Genomic DNA, 17,740 nt, shown 5'->3' on the forward strand with positions numbered 1-17,740 from the left:
GGTACCTGTGTTCCGACCGGACGGAGTGTTAGTAAACTTTACTTACTCCATGCGGGAGATTAGGCAGCACCGGGCAGCACGTCAAGAGGCGAACTTCGGGCCGGGGTTCGCCGAGGATGGCGAACCCCGGCTGTCGAGCCCTGACCTGAACCTCTACCGCGAGGCCTTACGCTGCGCCCGCAGCCACTCCTTGTTCATCGCGGCGATCGAGGCCAGCGGGATCCCCTTCGGGCACGCGGTCGCGCACTCCCCGGTCAGCGTGCAGCCGCCGAAGCCCTCGGCGTCCATCTGCGCGAGCATCCCGACGACGCGGGTCTCGCGCTCGGGCACGCCCTGCGGCAGGGTGTTGAGGTGGTTGACCTTCGCCGCGGTGAACAGGCTCAGCGAGCCGTTCGGGCACGCCGCGACGCAGGCGCCGCAGCCGATGCACTCGGCGTTCTCGAAGGCGAGGTCCGCCGCGGGCTTCGGGATCGGGGTGGCGTGCGCCTCGGGGGCCGCGCCGGTCGGGGCGGTGATGTAGCCGCCGGCCTGGATCACCCGGTCCATCGCCGAGCGGTCCACGACCAGGTCCTTGACCACCGGGAACGCCGCCGCGCGCCACGGTTCGACGTCGATGGTGGCGCCGTCGCGGAAGCTGCGCATGTGCAGCTGGCAGGTGGTGGTCTTCTTCTCCGGGCCGTGCGCCTCGCCATCGATCATCAGCGAGCAGGCGCCGCAGATGCCCTCGCGGCAGTCGTGGTCGAAGGCGACCGGGTCCTCGCCGTCCAGGATCAGCTGCTCGTTGAGGACGTCGAGCATCTCCAGGAACGACATGTCGCGGCTGATGCCGTCGACCTCGTACGGCTGCATCCGGCCCGGCCGGGATGCGTTCTCCTGCCGCCAGACGCGCAGTGTGAGCTTCATGCGTAACTCCGTTGTGCCGGGTGGACGTAGTCGAAGTCGAGCTCTTCCTTGTGCAGCACCGGCGCCTGTCCCAGGCCCGTGTACTCCCAGGCCGCGACGTAGGAGAACTCGTCGTCCTTGCGCGCGGCCTCGCCGTCAGGGGTCTGCGACTCGACGCGGAAGTGGCCGCCGCAGGACTCGCTGCGGTGCAGCGCGTCCAGGCACATCAGCTCGGCGAGCTCGAAGTAGTCGACGAGCCGGTTGGCCTTCTCCAGCGACTGGTTGAACTCCTCGCCGGTCCCGGGCACCTTGATCCGGCGCCAGAACTCCTCGCGGATGGCCGGGATCCGGTCCAGGGCCTTGCGCAGGCTGGCCTCGTCGCGCGCCATCCCGCACAGCTCCCACATCAACTCGCCGAGCTCGCGGTGGAAGGAGTCCGGGGTGCGGTCGCCGTCGACGGCCAGGATCGCGGCCAGGCGCTCCTGCGTCTCGCGCACCGCCTCGACCGCTGCCGGGTGGTCGGCGGACACCGGCGGCTCGTCGGCGTTCCGGGCGAGGTAGTCGCTGATCGTCGCGGGCAGCACGAAGTAGCCGTCGGCCAGGCCCTGCATCAGCGCCGAGGCGCCGAGGCGGTTGGCGCCGTGGTCGGAGAAGTTGGCCTCGCCGATCGCGAACAGGCCGGGGACCGTGGTCTGCAGGTCGTAGTCGACCCACAGGCCGCCCATCGTGTAGTGCACGGCCGGGTAGATGCGCATCGGGACGCGGTACGGATCCTCGTCGGTGATCCGCTCGTACATCTCGAAGAGGTTCCCGTACTTCTCCTCGACCGCCTTGCGCCCGAGCCGCTTGACGGCGTCGGCGAAGTCCAGGTAGACGCCCTGGCCGCCGGGGCCGACGCCGCGTCCCTCGTCGCAGACGTTCTTCGCGGCGCGCGAGGCGATGTCGCGGGGCACCAGGTTGCCGAACGAGGGGTACTGGCGCTCCAGGTAGTAGTCGCGCTCGTCCTCGGGGATCTTCTCCGGCGAGCGCTCGTCGCCCTTGGCCTTCGGCACCCAGATCCGGCCGTCGTTGCGCAGCGACTCGGACATCAGCGTCAGCTTCGACTGGTGCTCGCCGGTGCGCGGGATGCAGGTCGGGTGGATCTGCGTGAAGCAGGGGTTGCCGAAGTAGGCGCCCTTGCGGTGCGCGCGCCAGATGGCGGTCGCGTTGGAGTTCATGGCGTTGGTCGACAGGTAGTAGACGTTGCCGTAGCCGCCGGAGGCCAGGACCACCGCGTCGGCGAAGTACGTCTCGATCTCGCCGGTCACCAGGTCGCGCGCGACGATGCCGCGGGCCCGGCCGTCCACCATGATCAGGTCGAGCATCTCGGTGCGCGCGTGCAGCTCGATGCCGCCGGAGGCGACCTGCCGCATCATCGCCTGGTACGCGCCGAGCAGCAGCTGCTGGCCGGTCTGGCCGCGCGCGTAGAAGGTCCGGGAGACCTGCACGCCGCCGAACGAGCGCGTGTCGAGCAGGCCGCCGTACTCGCGGGCGAACGGGACGCCCTGCGCGACGCACTGGTCGATGATCTCCACCGAGATCTGCGCCAGCCGGTGCACGTTCGACTCGCGGGACCGGAAGTCGCCGCCCTTGACGGTGTCGTAGAACAGCCGGTGCACGGAGTCGCCGTCGTTGCGGTAGTTCTTCGCGGCGTTGATCCCGCCCTGCGCGGCGATGGAGTGCGCGCGCCGCGGCGAGTCCTGGAAGCAGAACTGCACGACGTGGTACCCGGCCTCGGCCAGCGTCGCGCCGGCCGAGCCGCCGGCCAGGCCGGTGCCGACGACGATCACCGTGCGCTTGCGGCGGTTGGCCGGGTTGACCAGCTTGGCCTCGAAGCGGCGGGTGTCCCAGCGCTCGTTGATCGCGCCGGCCGGGGCCTTGGCGTCGGCGATCGGGGCGCCGACGGTGTAGGAGGCCGGGTCGAAGCCGGGCGCGGTGTCGGCCTCGGTGACAGTGTCGGTCTCGGTAACAGTGTCGGTCACGGTGTCGGTCACTTCACCACTCCGCTCATCACGCCCACCGGCACCGCCACGAAGGCGAGCGTGAGCAGCACGGCGACCACGTTGCCGGTGGTCCGGATCAGGCGGTCGCGCTTCACGCTGCCCACGCCGAGCGTCTGGGCCGCGGACCAGAAGCCGTGCTGGATGTGCAGGCCGAGCGCGCAGACCGCGACGATGTAGATGACGTCGCCGTACCAGTTGTCGAAGGTCGAGACGACGTTCGCGTAGGGATGGCCCGGCTGGAATCCCGAGTGCACGGTGCCGGTGGTCAGGTCGAGGATGTGCCAGATCAGGAACAGCAGCAGGATGACCCCGCCCCAGCGCATGGTGCGGGTCGCGTGGCTGCTGCCGGCCTTGCGGTGCTCGTAGGGCACCGGCCGGGCCCGCAGGTCGCGGCGGCTGAGCTGGTAGGCGGACACGACGTGGGCGACCACGGCGACCACCATCACGACCCGGATGACCCACAGCGTCCAGCTGTAATGCATGACGGGCTCGCCCATGGTGCGCAGCCAGTGCGCGTAGTTGTCGAACTGCCCCGGCCCGAAGAAGACCTTGAGGTTCCCGAACGCGTGGGCCAGCAGGTAGAGCACCATGACGAGGCCGCTGACCGCCATGACGGCCTTCTTGCCGACGGAGCTGTCCCAAGCCGCGCGCAGGGAAGGCGGACGCCGGTCCGTCCACGTTGCGGTAACCATGGCTCAGACGCTAGGAGTCGGCAGTCGATTGGTCCAAGACATGGATCAGCTGGTGACGATAGAGACAGCCTATGATGGTGCGGGGGACCCGGAAAAGGATCACGCGCCATGCAGTTCCACCAGCTCCGATACTTCGTCACGGTCGCCGAGACCCGGCACTTCACGCGCGCCGCCGAGGCCCTGCATGTGACGCAGCCCTCACTGTCCCAACAGATCAGAGCCCTGGAGCACGAGCTCGGCGCGGACCTTTTCCTGCGGGCCCGCGGGAACATCACGCTGACCGACGCCGGCGAGGCGCTGCTCCCGATGGCGCGCCGGATCCTGGCCGACGCAGACGCGGCGCGGCGGGAGGTGCAGGAGCTGGCCGAGCTGCGGCGCGGGCACGTGCGGCTCGGGGCGACGCCGTCGCTGTGCACGGGACTGCTTCCCGACGTCCTGCGGACCTACCACCAGCGCTATCCCGGGATCCAGCTGCTGGTGCAGGAGAGCGGGTCGCACGACCTGGTCCGGGACCTGGCTCGGGGTGCTCTGGACTTGGCGTTGGTGGTGCTGCCGCTGCCGTCCCCTTCTCCGGCCCTGACCACGGAGGAACTGCTGCGGGAAGACCTGGTCGTGGTCTCGGCCCCGAACGTGCCTCCGCCCGGCGACGGCCGGCAGGTGCACATCGCAGACCTCGAACACGAGCAGCTGATCATGTTCCGCCACGGCTACGACCTGCGCGACCTGACCGTGGCGGCGTGCCGGGCGGAGGGCTTCGAGCCGGTGTTCGCGGTCGAGGGCGGGGAGATGGACGCGGTGCTCGGGTTCGCCCGCGCCGGACTCGGGGTGGCGATCGTGCCGAGCATGGTGGCGCAGAACGCGGAGCCGAATCTGCGGGTGACGCCGATCGCGCCGCCGGCCCTGCATCGGACCATCGCGCTGGCGCATCGCACGGATGTGGTGCTGCCGCACGCGGCGCAGGAGTTCCGGCGGACGTTGCTCGGGCTGACCACCGCGGCGGGGGTCACAGAGGGCTGACACCGCGAAGCACGCCGGGCCTCGGGAGGCTTCGGCGTGCTGCGTGAAGGAGCGCTGATCAGGAACCCGGCTTCCAGTCGGCCGGCAGGCCGGACTGCGAGAGGACCGAGCCCAGGTTGTAGAAGTCTTGGTCAGCGGCAAGGCGGTGGCCGTGGACGTCCAGCAGGGTGGCCATGTCGACGGCGAACGGCTTGGGCGCGCCCTTGATGTGCCCGGCGTAGACCGCCTCGATCGTGATGTGGCCGCCGGCGCGGTAGGCCCGGTTGACGGTGACGTGCACGTTCTCGATCAGCGCGTCGGTGCGCTCCTTCCAGCCGGAGATCTGCTGCCGGCCGGTCATGGTGACGCCGATCGCGTGGTCGGTGTAGGTGGCGTCGGCGGTGAACAGCGCGCCGAGCGCCTTCGGGTCCGAGCCGTTCCAGGCGGCGGCCCAGGTGGTGACGACCTTGGAATGGTGCGCGTCGCCGTTGTCACTGGCCATCGCGGCGGTGGCGCCCAGGGCGGTGACGACGGCGGTGGCGATCAGGGTGGTCTTGAGGCGGAAGTTCATGATGCTGCCTTTCGGTTTCGGGTTCGGTACTGCTGTTCGGTGGTGGTGCGTGGGTCTGGAACATCAATCAGGGGCTTGATTCAGGGGGTCAGAACGATCTTTCCGGAGACCGTTCCCGACTCGGCCAGCCGCAGCGCCTCGCCGGCCTGGGCCAGCGGCAGCCGGGCTGCGATCGAGGTGGTGATGTCGCCGCGCCGCAGGGCCCCGAAGACCTCGGTGAGATCGGCGCGCAGCCGGGCGCGGAAGCGGTCCTGGTTCAGCTTCTTGCCGGCCCAGATGTTGAAGAAGGAGGCGCTGCGGCCGTTGGGCAGCAGGGTCCACAGCGTGGTGCGGGCCAGGATCTTCAGGACCGGCAGCTGCTTGGAGCCGGTGTCGTCGCGGGTCGCGGCGGTGCCGTAGGAGATCAGCGTGCCGCCCCGCCTGAGCAGCGGCCAGCACTCGACGACGCTGCTCAGGCCGACGTGGTCGAAGATCGCGTCCACGCCGTCCGGGGCCAGTTCGCGGACCTGCTCGGGCACGTTCGCGGTGCGGTCGACCGGGAGGACGCCGGCGGCGCGCAGGGCGTCGTGGTTCCGGACCGAGGCGGTGCCGATCACCGTGACCCCGGCGGCCAGCGCGAGCTGGGTCAGGACCTGGCCGACGCCGCCGCTGGCGCCGTGCACCAGGACGGTCTGGCCGGCCGACACCCGCGCCTTGCGGTGCAGCATCTGCCAGGCGGTGATGCCGTTGACCACCACGGTCTCGGCCTGCTCGGCGGTCAGGCCCTCGGGGACCTCGACCGCGTCCCGGGCATCGGCCGGCACGTGGCTGGCCCAGCCGCCGACCTTGGTGAGCACCGCGACCCGCCGGCCGAGCAGCGCCGGGTCCACCCCGGCGCCGACCGCGTACACCCGGCCGACCACGTCGTAGCCGGGGACGAAGGGGAACGGCGGCTGGTCGTAGTAGCGCCCCCGGCGCATCTGCTGCTCGGCGAAGGAGACCCCGGTCGCCTCCATGGCGATGGTGATCCGGCCGGCGCCGGGCTGCGGCCGGGCCGCGCGCCGGACCTGCAGGTCCTCGGGCTCCACGATGCCCGGCAGAACCACCTGGACGAGAGTCTGATCGGTCATGGCCTCGGCCTTTTCTCTAGAAGCTCTTGCGTTCGTTACAAGTTATAACAGCTACTTCTCGTGAGTGTCAATCGCGACAGTGATAGCCTCTAACTGAACGCGGGCAGACCGGACGGACCCGAGGGGAGAAGATCGTGGCGACGGCTCAGAAGGAGACCGAGACACCCCGCCAGCGCTATCGCGCGCAGGTGCAGGAGGAGATCAAGCAGCACGCGTGGGAGCAGATCGCGACCGCGGGCGCCTCGGCGCTGTCGCTGAACGCCATCGCCAAGCAGATGGGGATGAGCGGACCGGCGCTGTACCGGTACTACGCCAATCGCGACGAGCTGATCACGGCGCTCATCCGGGACGCGTACCAGAGCATGGCCGACGCGATCCACGCGGCCGCCGCGTCCGGCGCCGGTGTCAGGGGTCTGGGACAGGCCTTGCGTGCCTGGGCGCTGGAGGATCCTCAGCGCTATCTACTGATCTACGGGACCCCGGTACCGGGCTACCAGGCTCCCGAGGACACCACGCGGCTCGCGAACGAGGTGATGGCGGAGCTGCTCGACGCCGCCGGCGCCGACGACCTCGGCACCATGCCGGCGTCACCGGTGCAGGCGCACCTGGCCGAGCACAGCGCGTGGGCCGGGGCGCACTCCGCCGATCCGCCGCGGCTGCACCGCGCGATCATCATGTGGACGCGGCTGCACGGGGTGTTGTCGCTGGAGTTGGCCGGGCACTTCGCGGGCATGGGTTTCGATCCGGCGGAGGTGTTCGCGGCGGAGTTGGACGCCATCGCAGGCAACTGATGCGCTTGCGACGGCGTCGTGCGATCAGGTGGTGATCACGGTTATTGCAGCGATCGTGCTATCGCAGCGATCGTGGTTATCGCAGCGATCGTGGTTATCGCAGCGATCGTGGTTATCGCAGCGATCGTGGTTTCCGTTTCGATCAGACGGTGACGCTGTCGCCGACCGGGATGATCGCCAGCGGGACGTCGGTCAGCCCGCCCTGGCCGAGCATGCGGACCGAGTACTGCTGGCCGAGGTCGCTGAGCATCAGTTCGTGGATCTGGAAGGCCTGCTTCGGCGCGATCTCGCGAACGTAGTCCACCGCCTCGCCGACCTTGGTCCACGGCCCGCTCGTCGGCAGCAGCAGCGTCTCCACCGGCGCGGCCGGGACGTGGTAGGCGTCGCCGGGGTGGTAGACGCGGCCGTCGAGGAGGTAGCCGACGTTCGCGACGCGGGGCATGTCGCGGTGGATCAGGGCGTGCAGGTCGCCGAACACCGCGACGTCGAAGCCGCCGATCGTGTACTCCCGGCCCGCCGCGACCGCGGTGACCTGGCCGCGCCGGGCCTGCGTCCAGCGGCCGACCACGCTCTCCGGACCGTAGACCCGCAGTTCGGGACGGGCTTCCAGGGCGCCGGCGATCAGTTCCTCGTCGAAGTGGTCGAAGTGCTCGTGGGTGATCAGGACGGCTTCGGCGGCGGCCACCGCGGCGTCGGCGTCGGGGGTGAGCGACCCCGGGTCGATGACGATGCGGCCCTGGTCGCCGACCAGCGAGACGCAGGCGTGGGCGTGTTTGGTCAGCTGCATGGTGAGCTCCTGGTGCTTTCGATGGACACGGAGATTTTCTCCGACGGCGCGGCGGGCACGCACCTGCGGGGTCCGGCGGGCGCTCGGGGAGTCTGGCGCTCGGGGAGTCTGGCTCTCCGGGGCTCCGGGGCTCCGTGGCCGTTAACCGGATGACAGCGGCGTGATGATGGTGGTCGTGACGACGACCGGTGTGTGGACGGTGCGGCGGGCGGCTGTGGAGCAGCCCGAGGCCGCCGAGCTGCTGTACGCGTACTACGACGAGTTGGTGAGGCGGTACCAGGGACGGCCCAGCCTTCCCGGCGAGGTGGAGACCGTGCTGCGCGACGAGCCCAACGACGATCTCGTGGTGTTCTTCGTGGCGAGCGTCGACGGCGAACCGGCCGGGTGCGTCGGGATCCGGATGCTCGCGCCGGACATGGCGGAGCTGAGCCGGATGTACGTCCGGCCGCCGTTCCGCCGCGCCGGCGGCGGTCGGCTGCTGCTCGGTGCCGCCGACGAGGCCGCGGTGGAGCTGGGTGCGAGCGTCATCCGTCTGGACACGCGGCACGACTTGGTGGAGGCGCGGGCGATGTACGCGCGGTACGGCTATCGCGAGATCCCGGCGTACAACGACAGCAAGTATGCGGGTCACTGGTTCGAGAAGAGCCTGTCGGAGAAGAGCCTGGCCACGCGTGCGGACCCTGGATCCGTCGGCGGCTGAGGTCGTGCACGCCGTCGTGCATAACGTCGTGCATAACGTCGTGCATAACGTCGTGCACGCCATGGTGCCGATCGCGTTCCGGCCGGTCAGAATGGTGGCGTGGGTCCGGAAACCGCCTCCAGGGGTGCGGGTGTCGTCGACGAATCGGTGCGCGCGGCGCCCGGGGATGCGGTGCGTCCTTTGGTCGGCTGGTATTCCGGGTATCGGCAGGCGGGCGTTCCGCCGATGCGGCACCGGGGGCTGCCGTCGCCGTTCATGACGCTCATCCTCACCATCGACGATCCGCTGACGGTGCTCGCGCATCCCGATCCGGGTCAGGCGCCCGGCGACTTCCGGCTGCTGCTCGGCGGATTGCACACGGCTCCCGCGCTGATCACGCATGACGGACGACAGTCCGGCGTGCAGATCGCGCTGAGTCCGTTGGCCGCCCGCGCGGTGGTGGGGATGCCGGCCGGGGAGTTGGCCCAGATCGACGTGGCGGCGGACGACGTGCTGGGGCGCGACATCGTGGACGCCCACGATCGGCTCAGGGCGGCGGAGGATTGGCCAGCGCGGTTCGCCGCTGTGGACGAATGGCTCGTCGCGGTCGCCGCGAAGAATGCCGAGCGCGCGGAGACGGCCATCCCCGCCGAGCTGACGCACGCGTGGCGGCTCCTTCTCCGCTCGCACGGCACGCTGCCGATCGCCGATCTGGCCGAGGAGTTGGGCTGGAGCGCGCGCCGCCTGTCCGGACGCTTCACCGCCGAGTTCGGGCTCACGCCGAAGGCCGCGGCCCGGGTGATCCGGTTCGATCGGGCGCGGCGGCGGCTGACCGATCGGGCCCGCAGCGGTCCGGTCGATGTGTGGCCGGACGCCGATGCCAGGCACGGCTCCGAGCCGGGACAGGGACCGGGATCGGAACCGGGAACGGCGCGCGGCCTCGGGCTCGCGGCGCTAGCAGTGGAGACCGGCTACTACGACCAGGCGCATATGGACCGCGAGTTCAACGCCCTGGCCGGATGCCCGCCGGTCCGCTGGCTGGCCGAGGAGTTCCGAAATATCCAATCGGGCGCGGCCCTCGGCGAGTGACCCTGGAGGCGCCGGCGCGAACGACGACCCGAACGACGACCAGCGGGACAACCGCAAAGGAGCCGACCCGCCATGACCACCGAATCCACGAGCTCGCAGACCACAAGCACACAGACCGCCACCACACACACCACGGCCACCGAAACGGCACCGCCGCCGCAGGTCTGGCCCACCCTGCGGGCGGCCGACGCCCCCGCCCTGATCCACTTCCTCACCGAGGCCTTCGGCTTCGAGGCGACCGTCGTCTACCAGGACGGCGACCAGGTCCACCACGCCGAGCTGAGCTGGCCCGAGGGCGGCGGCGTGATGCTCGGCTCGGCCCGGGCCTCCGACGGCGACGCCTGGCCGCTGGCCCCCGGCACGTTCGGCGCCTACGTCGTGACCGACCACCCGGACGAGGTGTTCGCCCGCGCCGAGGCGGCCGGCGCCGAGATCCTGCAGGAGCTGTACGAGACCGACTACGGCTCCCGCGACTTCCGGGCCCGGGACCCGGAGGGGAACCGCTGGTCGTTCGGGACGTATCGCGGGCACCCGCGGACGAGCGCCTAGTCAGGCCTCTGGGAAGGGCACTTCGGCGACATCTCAGAAGTCGAAGACACAAATGCCTCAGGCTTCTGATTCACCGCCGAAGCGCCGACTGTTCACCTGCAAGCCGGGAAATGCGGCGGGCCCGGCACGGGCCCATTCGGGGGACCGCCCGCAGCGGCGCCGGGTGCGGACCGGCGCGGAGCGTGTTTCGCTGCTCAAGGGCCGTTCGGCTCCCAGACGGGAAGGAGGCATGATCATGCCCAACTACGACCCGAACCAGATCGCGAACCTCGTCGGACAGCTCGGCGGCGACCACCAGCAGGCGGCTCAGCAGCTGCAGCAGATGGGCGGTCAGATCGACCCCCAGCAGCACGCGGACACCCTGCAGCAGATGGGGATCGACCCGCAGAGGCTGCAGAACGGCGACTACCAGCAGCACCTGGACGCCCAGGACCAGCCCGGTTTCCAGGGCTACCAAAGCGGCGACATGTCCGGTCAGGCGCCCCAGTTCGGTCAGAGCGGCATGGGCCAGAACCAGAGCGGCATGAACCAGGGCGGCATGAACCAGAGCGGCATGGGCTCGCAGGACCAGAACGGCCAGAACTTCCAGCAGTTCGACCAGGGCCAGGGCGGCATGCGCGGCATGGAGCCCGACCAGGACCAGCAGCTGGACGACGGCCGGCAGATGTCCGGGCAGCAGGGGTCGCAGCAGCAGGACTACTCCGACCAGCAGAACCAGTGAGAAACCCGGCGTGAGCCGGTGAATCGATAGTCAGGGCAATCGACAGTCAGGGCAAGTGGCCGGCCGTCGCGTTCGTCGCGACGGCCGGCCATCCCTGTACGGGGAGACCACGAGGAGAACGGGATCAGCCGAGCTCCTTCGTCATGAAGACCCGGCTGGTCCCCGGCGGATCGCACGGCACCTCGCCGAGCACCGTCCAGCCCTGCTTCCGGTAGAACTCGGGGGCCTGGAAGCTGATCGTGTACAGCACGGCGGTGCGGCAGCCACGAACCCGGGCTTCGTCCTCGGCCCGGCGCAGGATCTCCGCGCCGAGGCCGTTGCCACGCAAGTCCTTCGGCAAGGCCGCCGATCACGTCGCCGGTCTCGGGATCGTGGAGCAGGACGGCCAGCGGTCTGCGGTCGTCGACGCCGGTGGCTTCGACGTTGAAGCGGTCCAGAGCGTCGGAGATCGCCGCCAGGTCGGCGGGAGTGGGACTGTCGGTGAGGATCATGCCGACACGGTAGGTCGGAGACGCTTTGACGGCCGTCGAAGCGTTGTCAGCGACATCGGCGACAATCGAGACGTGGACGATCAGCGCGCGGGCCGGGACGTCGGGGTGGACCTGGCGGCGGTGGCGCGGCTGCTCGCCGACGGGACGCGCGCCGCGTTCTGCCTGGCGCTGCTCGACGGCCGCGCCTGGAGCGCCGGCAACGTGGTCTACGGCAGGGACGCGACGATTGGCGGGATTCAGCGTTTCTGGGCCGGGGGCTTGGGATCGACGTTGAAGACGGTGTCGCGGTTCGTCGAGGCGCCAGGGGCGTTGTGTGTGGAGGCGACCACCTCATCAGGGGCCTGATCAACCCGCGACCCGACGAGTTGAAGCAGATCATGCAGAAGGTGGCCGACACGAACGCACGAACCGTACAGGACTTCTCGCAGGCGTCCATGATGCGCAACGCCATGCAGGTCCGCTGGTAGAAGCGGGTAGCAGCGGCAAGAGCGGCGGGGCCGGAAGTCACGCGCTCCCCGCCCCGCCCCGCCGCCACGCGCCGAGTCAGCTCGCGTAGACCTCGAACTCCGACACCTGACCGGCCGGCCACCCGGTGTTCGCGGTGAACGTCAGCCGCACGTACCGCACGCCGGCCGCCGAGAAGGTGATCGTGACGGTGTTGCCGGTCGCCGGGTCGAAGAGGTAACCGGCGGAGCCGACCAGCGTCGAGGACGCGCTGCTGTCCGCGCCACCGCTGACCGTCAGCGTCTGGGTCCGTGCGGCCCACGCCGTGGCCGGCGGCAGCTTCAGCACGATCCGGGACACCGACGTCACCGCACCCAGGTCGACCATCAGCCACTGCGGGAAGGCGTTGTCCACGCTCTCCCAGTAGGTGTTCGCGTTGCCGTCGACGGTGTTCGACGACGCGTAGCTCTGCGTGTGGCCGCTCTCGGAGGTCGCCTTGCCGAGCGCCAGGTTCGAGTTCGCGGCCGCGTCCGTGGTCGCCGACACCGATGCCGAGGGCTGGGAAAGGTTTCCGGCCGCGTCCGTGGCTACGATCGCGAACGCGTAGGTCGTGGATGGCGACAGACCGTTGACCGTGGTCGACGTGGCGGTCGTGGTCAGCGACGTCGTGCCGTTCACCCGCACCTGGTAGCCGGTGACGCCGACGTTGTCGGTGGACGCGGTCCAGGACAGCGACACGCTGGTCGAGGTGTGGCCGGTGACCGTGAGGTTGGTCGGAGCGGTGGGCGGTGTGGTGTCTCCGCCGCCACCGGTGGGCGCGAAGACCTGGAACTCCGAGAGCTGCCCGGCGGGCCAGCCGGTGTTCGCCGTGAAGGTGGCCCGCAGGTAGCGGGCGGGGGCGGTGCCGACGTTGACCGTCACGGTGTTGCCCGTCGACGGATCGAAGGTGTAGCCGGCGGGTCCGGCCAGCGTGGTGAAGGTCGAGCCGTCGGTGCTGCCGGCCAGCGTCAGGGTCTGTGTGCGGGCGCCCCACGACGCCGGAAGCTTCATGACCACCGACCCGACAGACGTCGCCGAGCCCAGATCGAGCTGGAACCACTGCGGGAACGCGTTGTTGACGCTCTCCCAGTAGGTGTTCGGGTCGCCGTCCACGGCGTTCGCCGACACGAAGTTCTGCGAGGTGCCGCTGGCCGAGGTCGCCTTGCCCAGGGCCAGGTTCCCCGACCCGCCGCCGGAGCCGACCACCGGCTGCGTCGGCCGGGTGGCGGTCACGGCTGTCTGCCCCTTCAGCATCCGGCCGCCGTCGGCGGTGAGCCGCAGGTAGTAGTCCGACGAGCAGGCGGTCCCGTCCTCGTCCAGGGCCAGCAGGCCGGAGCCGGTCGGGGACATCGACTGGTTCTCCGCAGTCTTGGCGATCTGGTTGCCCTCGCCGTACTCGTCGAACATCGAGATGTAAATGCTCTGCGTTCCGGCGCGGGCCATGTTGTAGAACTGCCGCCACATGAAGTCGCCGTGCGCGCGCTGGCGCCCGGAGACGTCGCCGGGCAGGACGCACGGCTGGTAGTCGACGCTGTTGGCGGTGCAGTCGGCCAGGTCCGGGACCGTGTAGGTGGTGTAGGCGTTGTCGGAGTCGGCCGCGGTGCCGATCGCGCCGACCATCCACGGGGAGAGCATGTTGAAGGCGTGGTAGACGCCGCTGTAGCCGGCGCGCGAGCCGCCGGTGCCGGTGCGCCACTCGCGGGGCACGCCGCCCATCACGTAACAGCCCTGGTTCTTGAACCAGGTAATGACGTCCAGACAGGTCGGGGCGTCCCAGGGGTGGTTGGCGTCGCTGAAGCCGAAGCCCCAGATGCCCACGACCGGCTGGCCGCTCTGGCGCGCGTAGGCCGAGGAAGCGGTGAGGGCCGACATCTTGTTGGTCCAGTCGGCCTTGATCTCGGACTGCATGTTCGTCCAGCCGGTGACGTCGTACATGATGTAGAACTTGCGGCCGTGGGTCTCCGCGGACGAGCGCACCTTCGTCGCCATCGCGTCCCGAGTCGGGCCCTCGGAGCTGTTCGGGTTGAAGCGCTGCAAGGCGGCCGTGTCGCAGCCGTTCTGCTGCATCCACAGGAAGTGGGTGTCGACGGTCTGCTGGTCGTAGGACGAGAACAGGGTCGCGGGCTGGCCGTTGCCGAGGTTCGAGTACGCGGTCTGATACGTGTGCGTGTACTCGCGCATGTCCGGCCACGCCTTGATGACGTTGTTGCTCGGCGACGGAGTCTGCGACCAGTTCTGCGACCAGTGCCACCAGCCGTTGATCGGCGCCCCGTCGCCGGCGCAGGCGAACCACCCCTGGTAGCCCACGGTGATCTTGCCGACGACGTCGCCGGCCGGGCTCGCCGCGCTCGCCGCCGGCGCGGCCAGCAGCTCCGGTCCGGCGAGCAGGGCCGCGGCCGAGCCGGCCGCGGCGGTGGTGAGGAATCTTCGGCGTGTGACCGTCATGTGCTTATCTCCTCGGGACTGGCTTGACGCTCTTCCGACAGGGAGGTGCAACTTTCGTACGGGTCATAGTTATACGAGAGTGAGAGTCTTGCAATATCTCGATAACTTATGAGTAAGAGCTCGAAGACAGACCCCGGTGTAGGTTCGCTCCATGTCTGCTCCCCCGGTCCTGCGCGACGTTTTCAGAACCCTGATGGAACTCCGCGGGGACGCGGCCGCCTCGATCACGTTCGAAGACGGCCCGGGCCCGATCGCCCGGCTCGACGTCTTCATCTACCGGCCGACCGAATCCGCAGGTCTGACCACGTTCGTGACGGTCGGGATGGCCACCGCGCCGATGCCCGCGCCGGAGGGCCAGGAGGGCGGCCGCGCCGAGCTGTGGCTGTCGCGCTCGGGCGCGCTGGCGCCGGAGGACGAGCAGCAGATCGCGATGCAGCTGGCGAATCTGGCCGTCTACCCGTGGAACACCGGCCGGTCGGTCACCTGGGCCCAGATCGTCGGCTTCGAGCACGACTTCCCGACCTTCCCGGGCTGCGCCGCGGTGTTCCTGGCCGGGCCGCTGCTGAAGGACACGCCCAACTGGCTCGACACCTGCGAGGGCCGGGTGCAGGTGATAACCGTGGTGCCGATCACCGAGCAGGAGCGGGCCGCCGCGGCGACCGTGCCGCCGATGACCTTCGCCGGCAATCTGATCGACTCCCGGGATGTGTTCACAGCTCCGTCCACGGCGGGCGCCTGAACACCGCCGGACCCGCCTGAAGCGCTGCCGTCGGCCGATCGGGACTGACGCGAGTCGTCAGGTCCCGGTCGGCGGCGCGCTCATCGCTGCCGCTAGGAAGGTGATCGCCCACCGCCGGGCGGCCTCGCCCGCTACCGGGGTCACGCAGCCTGGGGTGGGCTGGTTGTAGACCTCTGCGCGGTCCACGCCGACCACGGCGAGGATCCCCCGCATCCGGAACAGCAGCTCCTCTGGGGCAAGGCCGGGCAGCGCGCGCTCGTAGGCCGCCAGGTAGCGATCACGGACCGCGTCCTCGGGGGGGTCGGTCGAGCTGCGCACTTCCTCGGCCGGGTCGGTGATGATCGTCACGATCAGCCGGGACGTCGTGCCACTCGGGCAGGCGGTGCTCGCGGCCGGCGGCCGGAGAGCGCTGGCCGACGATCCGGACGCGATCCGCGCCATGATCCGCCTCATGCGGCAGAACCTGGCCGCCATGCCGACGCCGCCGGTCCCGCGCGCGTTCGCCGCGTTGCAGAAGTTGCCGGAAGGGCTCCTCGTGCTCACGCTGCGGCGCTTCCTGCGCAGCCCGACGGCCGCGCACAGCGGGCTCGACAGCGCCACGCCTGCCACGGAGGCGGCCGAACTCGAGCGGACGGCCGAGCAGATGCGCGCCTATGCCAGGGCCCGGTAAGCCGAAAACCCCGGCTCATGCTGCTCACGTAGATCGGTTCCCCACGCCCGACTCGGTGGGACCGAGTCGGGGCCGTCGCGTTCCGGCGGGCTATTTACCGAGGTCTATGTAGGTCTTGTCGCTGCCGAGGTCGGGCATGAAGCTGAACTGCAGGCCCTTGGAACCGGCCGGGACCTCGAAGGCGATCGGGCCGCGCAGTGACTTGCCGGCCGCGATGTTCCCGTCCGGAGGGTTGCCGTCGACGCCCATGATGATGGTCTCGTCGTAGGTGTGGTTGGTGGAGTCCTTCAGGCCGAGCTGGAGCATGCTCGAGAAGGCCTGCGAGTCGCCGCTGCTGTTCGTCACTTCGACGTCGAGCAGGACGTAGGCCTTGCCGGCGTCCGGTTGGTCGAGGTCGTTCGTGTACGGATACGTCATCTTGTGCACGGTCACGGTGTAGGCGCCGACCTTCACCTGCTGGCCGGTCTTGAAGGCGCCGCCCGCGGCCGGCGCCGAGGCCTTCGACGTCGCAGCCGCCGAGCTTGAGGCGGTGGTCCCGGCCGCGCCGACGGCGGCGGCCGACGTCGTCGGGTCCTGGCCCACCACCGAGGCCTTCGAAGAGCTCTGGCACGCCGAAGTCGCCATGGCCAGCGCCGCTGCCAGGGCGATCGCGCCGAGGCCGGTCCGCACCGTGCCGCGAGCCGGGCTGAGGTGTTCACGCGTCATCTGTGTACTCCTGAATTCGATGGCTTCGTTCGTGTGCAGAGCGAGCGAATCATATTGCTGTGAACACTGTCAACAGACAACATCGCAGCGGGGTCGCTGGCGTTTGTGAACACAAGCCGGTTAGGCTGCGGCCATGACGGAGCAGACCGAAGTCACCGCCGCCCAGATCGCCCGCCTCGCCGGCGTCGGCCGCGCCGCCGTGAGCAACTGGCGGCGGCGGCACTCCGGCTTCCCGGCCCCGGTCGGCGGCAGCGACACCAGCCCGACGTTCTCGCTGGCCGAGGTCGAGCGGTGGCTGCGGGCCGAGGGCAAGCTGGCCGAGCTTCCGGCCGGCGAGCGCCTGTGGCGCTCGATCGCCAGCTCCGGCGCCGGCGGCGGCAGCGAGGCCGGGACGGCCGGGGTGCTCGCGGCGCTGGGCACGGCTTTGGCGGCCGGCAAGAAGAAGGCGGCCGGAGTCGACGCCAAGCTGGTGGATCAGGCTGCTGAGCTCGCCGGTACGACCAGCGCGAACGCAGTCTTCGAAGAGCTTCTGGGCCGCTATCTGGACACCTACGCCCGCGATCGCGACACCGGCTCGGCGACGTCGGCCCTCGCCGGTCTGATGGCCGCCGTGGCGATGCCCCGGGACGGCGCCGACAAGGTCGTCGTCCACGACCCCTTCTGCGGCGCGGGAACGCTTCTGCTCGCGGCTGAGGCGGCGGGCGCCGGGGCCGGTGACGGCGCTTGGTCGATCGTCGGCCAGACCGACGACGCCGCCCTCGCGGCGCTGGCCGGGGCCCGGCTCGCGGTCGCGTTAGCGGCGGCTGCGGTCGGCAGCCGCCACATCGTCGAGGTCTCCCCCGGCGACGCGCTGCTCGCCGACGCCCACCCGGGCCTCGAAGCCGACGCGGTGCTGTGCCAACCGCCCTCCGCGCAGCGGGACTGGGGCCATGACGAGCTCGCCTACGATCCGCGCTGGGAGTTCGGCATGCCGCCGCGCGCCGAGGCCGAACTCGCGTGGGTGCAGCATGCGGTGGCCCGGCTCCGGGTCGGCGGCACGGCCGCGGTCCTGCTGCCGCCGGCGGTGGCCGCGCGCCGGCCGGGGCGCCGGGTCCGGGCGGAGCTGCTGCGGCGCGGGGTGTTGCGCGCCGTCATCGGGCTGCCGGTGGGAAGCGCGGCGCCGTATGGGCTTTCGCTGCATCTCTGGGTGCTGAGACGCCCCACTCTCGCGGATCCCTCGCCGAGCCGGGTGCTGTTCATCGACCAGAGCGACGCCGATCGTCCCGGGCCGGACCGGGGCCAGGATCGGGGGCAAGGCCG

General features: G+C 70.2%; 16 protein-coding genes and 4 pseudogenes. 10 read left to right on the plus strand and 10 right to left on the minus strand.

Annotated features, from left to right (window positions below; translation table 11 throughout):
• Positions 1-153 precede the first annotated feature (153 nt).
• The 3 genes from GWK61_RS26360 to GWK61_RS26370 all read right to left on the minus strand — a co-directional run bounded on the left by GWK61_RS26360 (position 154) and on the right by GWK61_RS26370 (position 3,616).
• Entirely contained in the window at positions 154-903 is a 750-nt protein-coding gene (locus tag GWK61_RS26360; RefSeq protein ID WP_194912285.1) for a succinate dehydrogenase/fumarate reductase iron-sulfur subunit, read from the minus strand.
• Positions 900-2,813 (minus strand): fumarate reductase/succinate dehydrogenase flavoprotein subunit, encoded by a 1,914-nt coding sequence (locus GWK61_RS26365; RefSeq protein ID WP_194912327.1) that lies wholly within the window; start codon positions 2,811-2,813, stop codon positions 900-902. Before GWK61_RS26365 ends, GWK61_RS26360 begins: the two co-directional genes overlap by 4 nt.
• Positions 2,814-2,911: 98 nt before the next feature.
• Complete coding sequence (locus GWK61_RS26370; protein ID WP_194912287.1) at positions 2,912-3,616, minus strand: succinate dehydrogenase; 705 nt, start codon at positions 3,614-3,616, stop codon at positions 2,912-2,914.
• A 108-nt stretch (positions 3,617-3,724) separates the two neighbouring features.
• On the opposite strand from GWK61_RS26370, the gene GWK61_RS26375 reads away from it, so the two are divergent.
• Positions 3,725-4,633 carry a LysR family transcriptional regulator gene (locus tag GWK61_RS26375; protein WP_194912289.1) on the plus strand — a complete coding sequence of 303 codons (909 nt, stop codon included), beginning with the start codon at positions 3,725-3,727 and terminating at the stop codon, positions 4,631-4,633.
• A 58-nt stretch (positions 4,634-4,691) separates the two neighbouring features.
• On the opposite strand, the gene GWK61_RS26380 is transcribed toward GWK61_RS26375, so the two are convergent.
• Together GWK61_RS26380 and GWK61_RS26385 are read right to left on the minus strand one after the other, a co-directional pair.
• Positions 4,692-5,183 carry a nuclear transport factor 2 family protein gene (locus tag GWK61_RS26380; protein ID WP_228562970.1) on the minus strand — a complete coding sequence of 164 codons (492 nt, stop codon included), beginning with the start codon at positions 5,181-5,183 and terminating at the stop codon, positions 4,692-4,694.
• Between the two features lie 80 nt (positions 5,184-5,263).
• Complete coding sequence (locus GWK61_RS26385) at positions 5,264-6,292, minus strand: medium chain dehydrogenase/reductase family protein (protein WP_194912291.1); 1,029 nt, start codon at positions 6,290-6,292, stop codon at positions 5,264-5,266.
• 134 nt (positions 6,293-6,426) lie between these two features.
• On the opposite strand from GWK61_RS26385, the gene GWK61_RS26390 reads away from it, so the two are divergent.
• On the plus strand, positions 6,427-7,083 hold the full coding sequence (locus tag GWK61_RS26390) for a TetR/AcrR family transcriptional regulator (protein WP_194912296.1): 657 nt from the start codon (positions 6,427-6,429) through the stop codon (positions 7,081-7,083).
• Positions 7,084-7,225: 142 nt separating this feature from the next.
• On the opposite strand, the gene GWK61_RS26395 is transcribed toward GWK61_RS26390, so the two are convergent.
• Entirely contained in the window at positions 7,226-7,870 is a 645-nt protein-coding gene (locus GWK61_RS26395) for an MBL fold metallo-hydrolase (protein ID WP_194912297.1), read from the minus strand.
• Positions 7,871-8,036: 166 nt separating this feature from the next.
• Here GWK61_RS26395 and GWK61_RS26400 point away from each other — a divergent pair, with 166 nt between their 5' ends.
• From GWK61_RS26400 to GWK61_RS26415, 4 genes are all read left to right on the plus strand, one after another.
• The gene (locus GWK61_RS26400) at positions 8,037-8,570 is read left to right on the plus strand and encodes a GNAT family N-acetyltransferase (protein ID WP_228562979.1); all 534 of its coding nucleotides are present in this window, start codon (positions 8,037-8,039) and stop codon (positions 8,568-8,570) included.
• A 99-nt stretch (positions 8,571-8,669) separates the two neighbouring features.
• On the plus strand, positions 8,670-9,638 hold the full coding sequence (locus GWK61_RS26405) for a helix-turn-helix domain-containing protein (RefSeq protein ID WP_228562971.1): 969 nt from the start codon (positions 8,670-8,672) through the stop codon (positions 9,636-9,638).
• Positions 9,639-9,710: 72 nt separating this feature from the next.
• Positions 9,711-10,187, plus strand: a complete 477-nt coding sequence (locus tag GWK61_RS26410; RefSeq protein ID WP_194912300.1) for a VOC family protein — start codon at positions 9,711-9,713, stop codon at positions 10,185-10,187.
• A gap of 235 nt (positions 10,188-10,422) precedes the next feature.
• Complete coding sequence (locus tag GWK61_RS26415) at positions 10,423-10,908, plus strand: hypothetical protein (RefSeq protein WP_194912302.1); 486 nt, start codon at positions 10,423-10,425, stop codon at positions 10,906-10,908.
• A 124-nt stretch (positions 10,909-11,032) separates the two neighbouring features.
• Here the strand turns inward: GWK61_RS26415 and GWK61_RS60905 are convergent.
• Positions 11,033-11,399: pseudogene (locus GWK61_RS60905) on the minus strand (GNAT family N-acetyltransferase).
• Between the two features lie 105 nt (positions 11,400-11,504).
• Here GWK61_RS60905 and GWK61_RS60910 point away from each other — a divergent pair.
• Positions 11,505-11,594, plus strand: a pseudogene (locus GWK61_RS60910) (transcriptional regulator); the annotation flags it as partial.
• A 348-nt stretch (positions 11,595-11,942) separates the two neighbouring features.
• Here GWK61_RS60910 and GWK61_RS26430 read toward each other — a convergent pair.
• Positions 11,943-14,327 carry a galactose-binding domain-containing protein gene (locus tag GWK61_RS26430; protein ID WP_194912304.1) on the minus strand — a complete coding sequence of 795 codons (2,385 nt, stop codon included), beginning with the start codon at positions 14,325-14,327 and terminating at the stop codon, positions 11,943-11,945.
• 151 nt (positions 14,328-14,478) lie between these two features.
• Here GWK61_RS26430 and GWK61_RS26435 point away from each other — a divergent pair, with 151 nt between their 5' ends.
• A complete protein-coding gene (locus tag GWK61_RS26435; RefSeq protein ID WP_194912306.1) occupies positions 14,479-15,066 on the plus strand; it encodes a suppressor of fused domain protein in 588 nt (195 codons plus the stop codon).
• Positions 15,067-15,123: 57 nt separating this feature from the next.
• Here GWK61_RS26435 and GWK61_RS26440 read toward each other — a convergent pair.
• Positions 15,124-15,429 (minus strand): annotated as a pseudogene (locus GWK61_RS26440) (TetR/AcrR family transcriptional regulator); the annotation flags it as partial.
• Position 15,430: 1 nt separating this feature from the next.
• On the opposite strand from GWK61_RS26440, the pseudogene GWK61_RS26445 reads away from it, so the two are divergent.
• A pseudogene (locus GWK61_RS26445) lies at positions 15,431-15,736 on the plus strand (ketopantoate reductase family protein); the annotation flags it as partial.
• 90 nt (positions 15,737-15,826) lie between these two features.
• Here the strand turns inward: GWK61_RS26445 and GWK61_RS26450 are convergent.
• The gene (locus tag GWK61_RS26450; protein ID WP_194912312.1) at positions 15,827-16,441 is read right to left on the minus strand and encodes a DUF4352 domain-containing protein; all 615 of its coding nucleotides are present in this window, start codon (positions 16,439-16,441) and stop codon (positions 15,827-15,829) included.
• Between the two features lie 133 nt (positions 16,442-16,574).
• Between GWK61_RS26450 and GWK61_RS26455 the strand changes: the two genes are divergently transcribed.
• Positions 16,575-17,740: N-6 DNA methylase (locus tag GWK61_RS26455; protein ID WP_194912320.1), on the plus strand; the 1,166-nt coding region annotated here is incomplete at its 3' end.

The organism is Catenulispora rubra, assembly GCF_015356825.1.
GTDB classification, from domain to species: Bacteria; Actinomycetota; Actinomycetes; order Streptomycetales; family Catenulisporaceae; genus Catenulispora; species Catenulispora rubra.

Excerpts from the sequence above, each read along its gene's own strand:
- GWK61_RS26380 (WP_228562970.1), bottom strand. The coding sequence starts at position 5,183 with ATGAACTTCCGCCTCAAGACCACCCTGATCGCCACCGCCGTCGTCACC.
- GWK61_RS26435 (WP_194912306.1), top strand. The coding sequence starts at position 14,479 with ATGTCTGCTCCCCCGGTCCTGCGCGACGTTTTCAGAACCCTGATGGAA.
- GWK61_RS26415 (WP_194912302.1), top strand. The coding sequence starts at position 10,423 with ATGCCCAACTACGACCCGAACCAGATCGCGAACCTCGTCGGACAGCTC.
- GWK61_RS26395 (WP_194912297.1), bottom strand. The coding sequence starts at position 7,870 with ATGCAGCTGACCAAACACGCCCACGCCTGCGTCTCGCTGGTCGGCGAC.
- GWK61_RS26430 (WP_194912304.1), bottom strand. The coding sequence starts at position 14,327 with ATGACGGTCACACGCCGAAGATTCCTCACCACCGCCGCGGCCGGCTCG.
- GWK61_RS26375 (WP_194912289.1), top strand. The coding sequence starts at position 3,725 with ATGCAGTTCCACCAGCTCCGATACTTCGTCACGGTCGCCGAGACCCGG.
- GWK61_RS26370 (WP_194912287.1), bottom strand. The coding sequence starts at position 3,616 with ATGGTTACCGCAACGTGGACGGACCGGCGTCCGCCTTCCCTGCGCGCG.
- GWK61_RS26410 (WP_194912300.1), top strand. The coding sequence starts at position 9,711 with ATGACCACCGAATCCACGAGCTCGCAGACCACAAGCACACAGACCGCC.
- GWK61_RS26360 (WP_194912285.1), bottom strand. The coding sequence starts at position 903 with ATGAAGCTCACACTGCGCGTCTGGCGGCAGGAGAACGCATCCCGGCCG.
- GWK61_RS26450 (WP_194912312.1), bottom strand. The coding sequence starts at position 16,441 with ATGACGCGTGAACACCTCAGCCCGGCTCGCGGCACGGTGCGGACCGGC.
- GWK61_RS26400 (WP_228562979.1), top strand. The coding sequence starts at position 8,037 with ATGGTGGTCGTGACGACGACCGGTGTGTGGACGGTGCGGCGGGCGGCT.
- GWK61_RS26385 (WP_194912291.1), bottom strand. The coding sequence starts at position 6,292 with ATGACCGATCAGACTCTCGTCCAGGTGGTTCTGCCGGGCATCGTGGAG.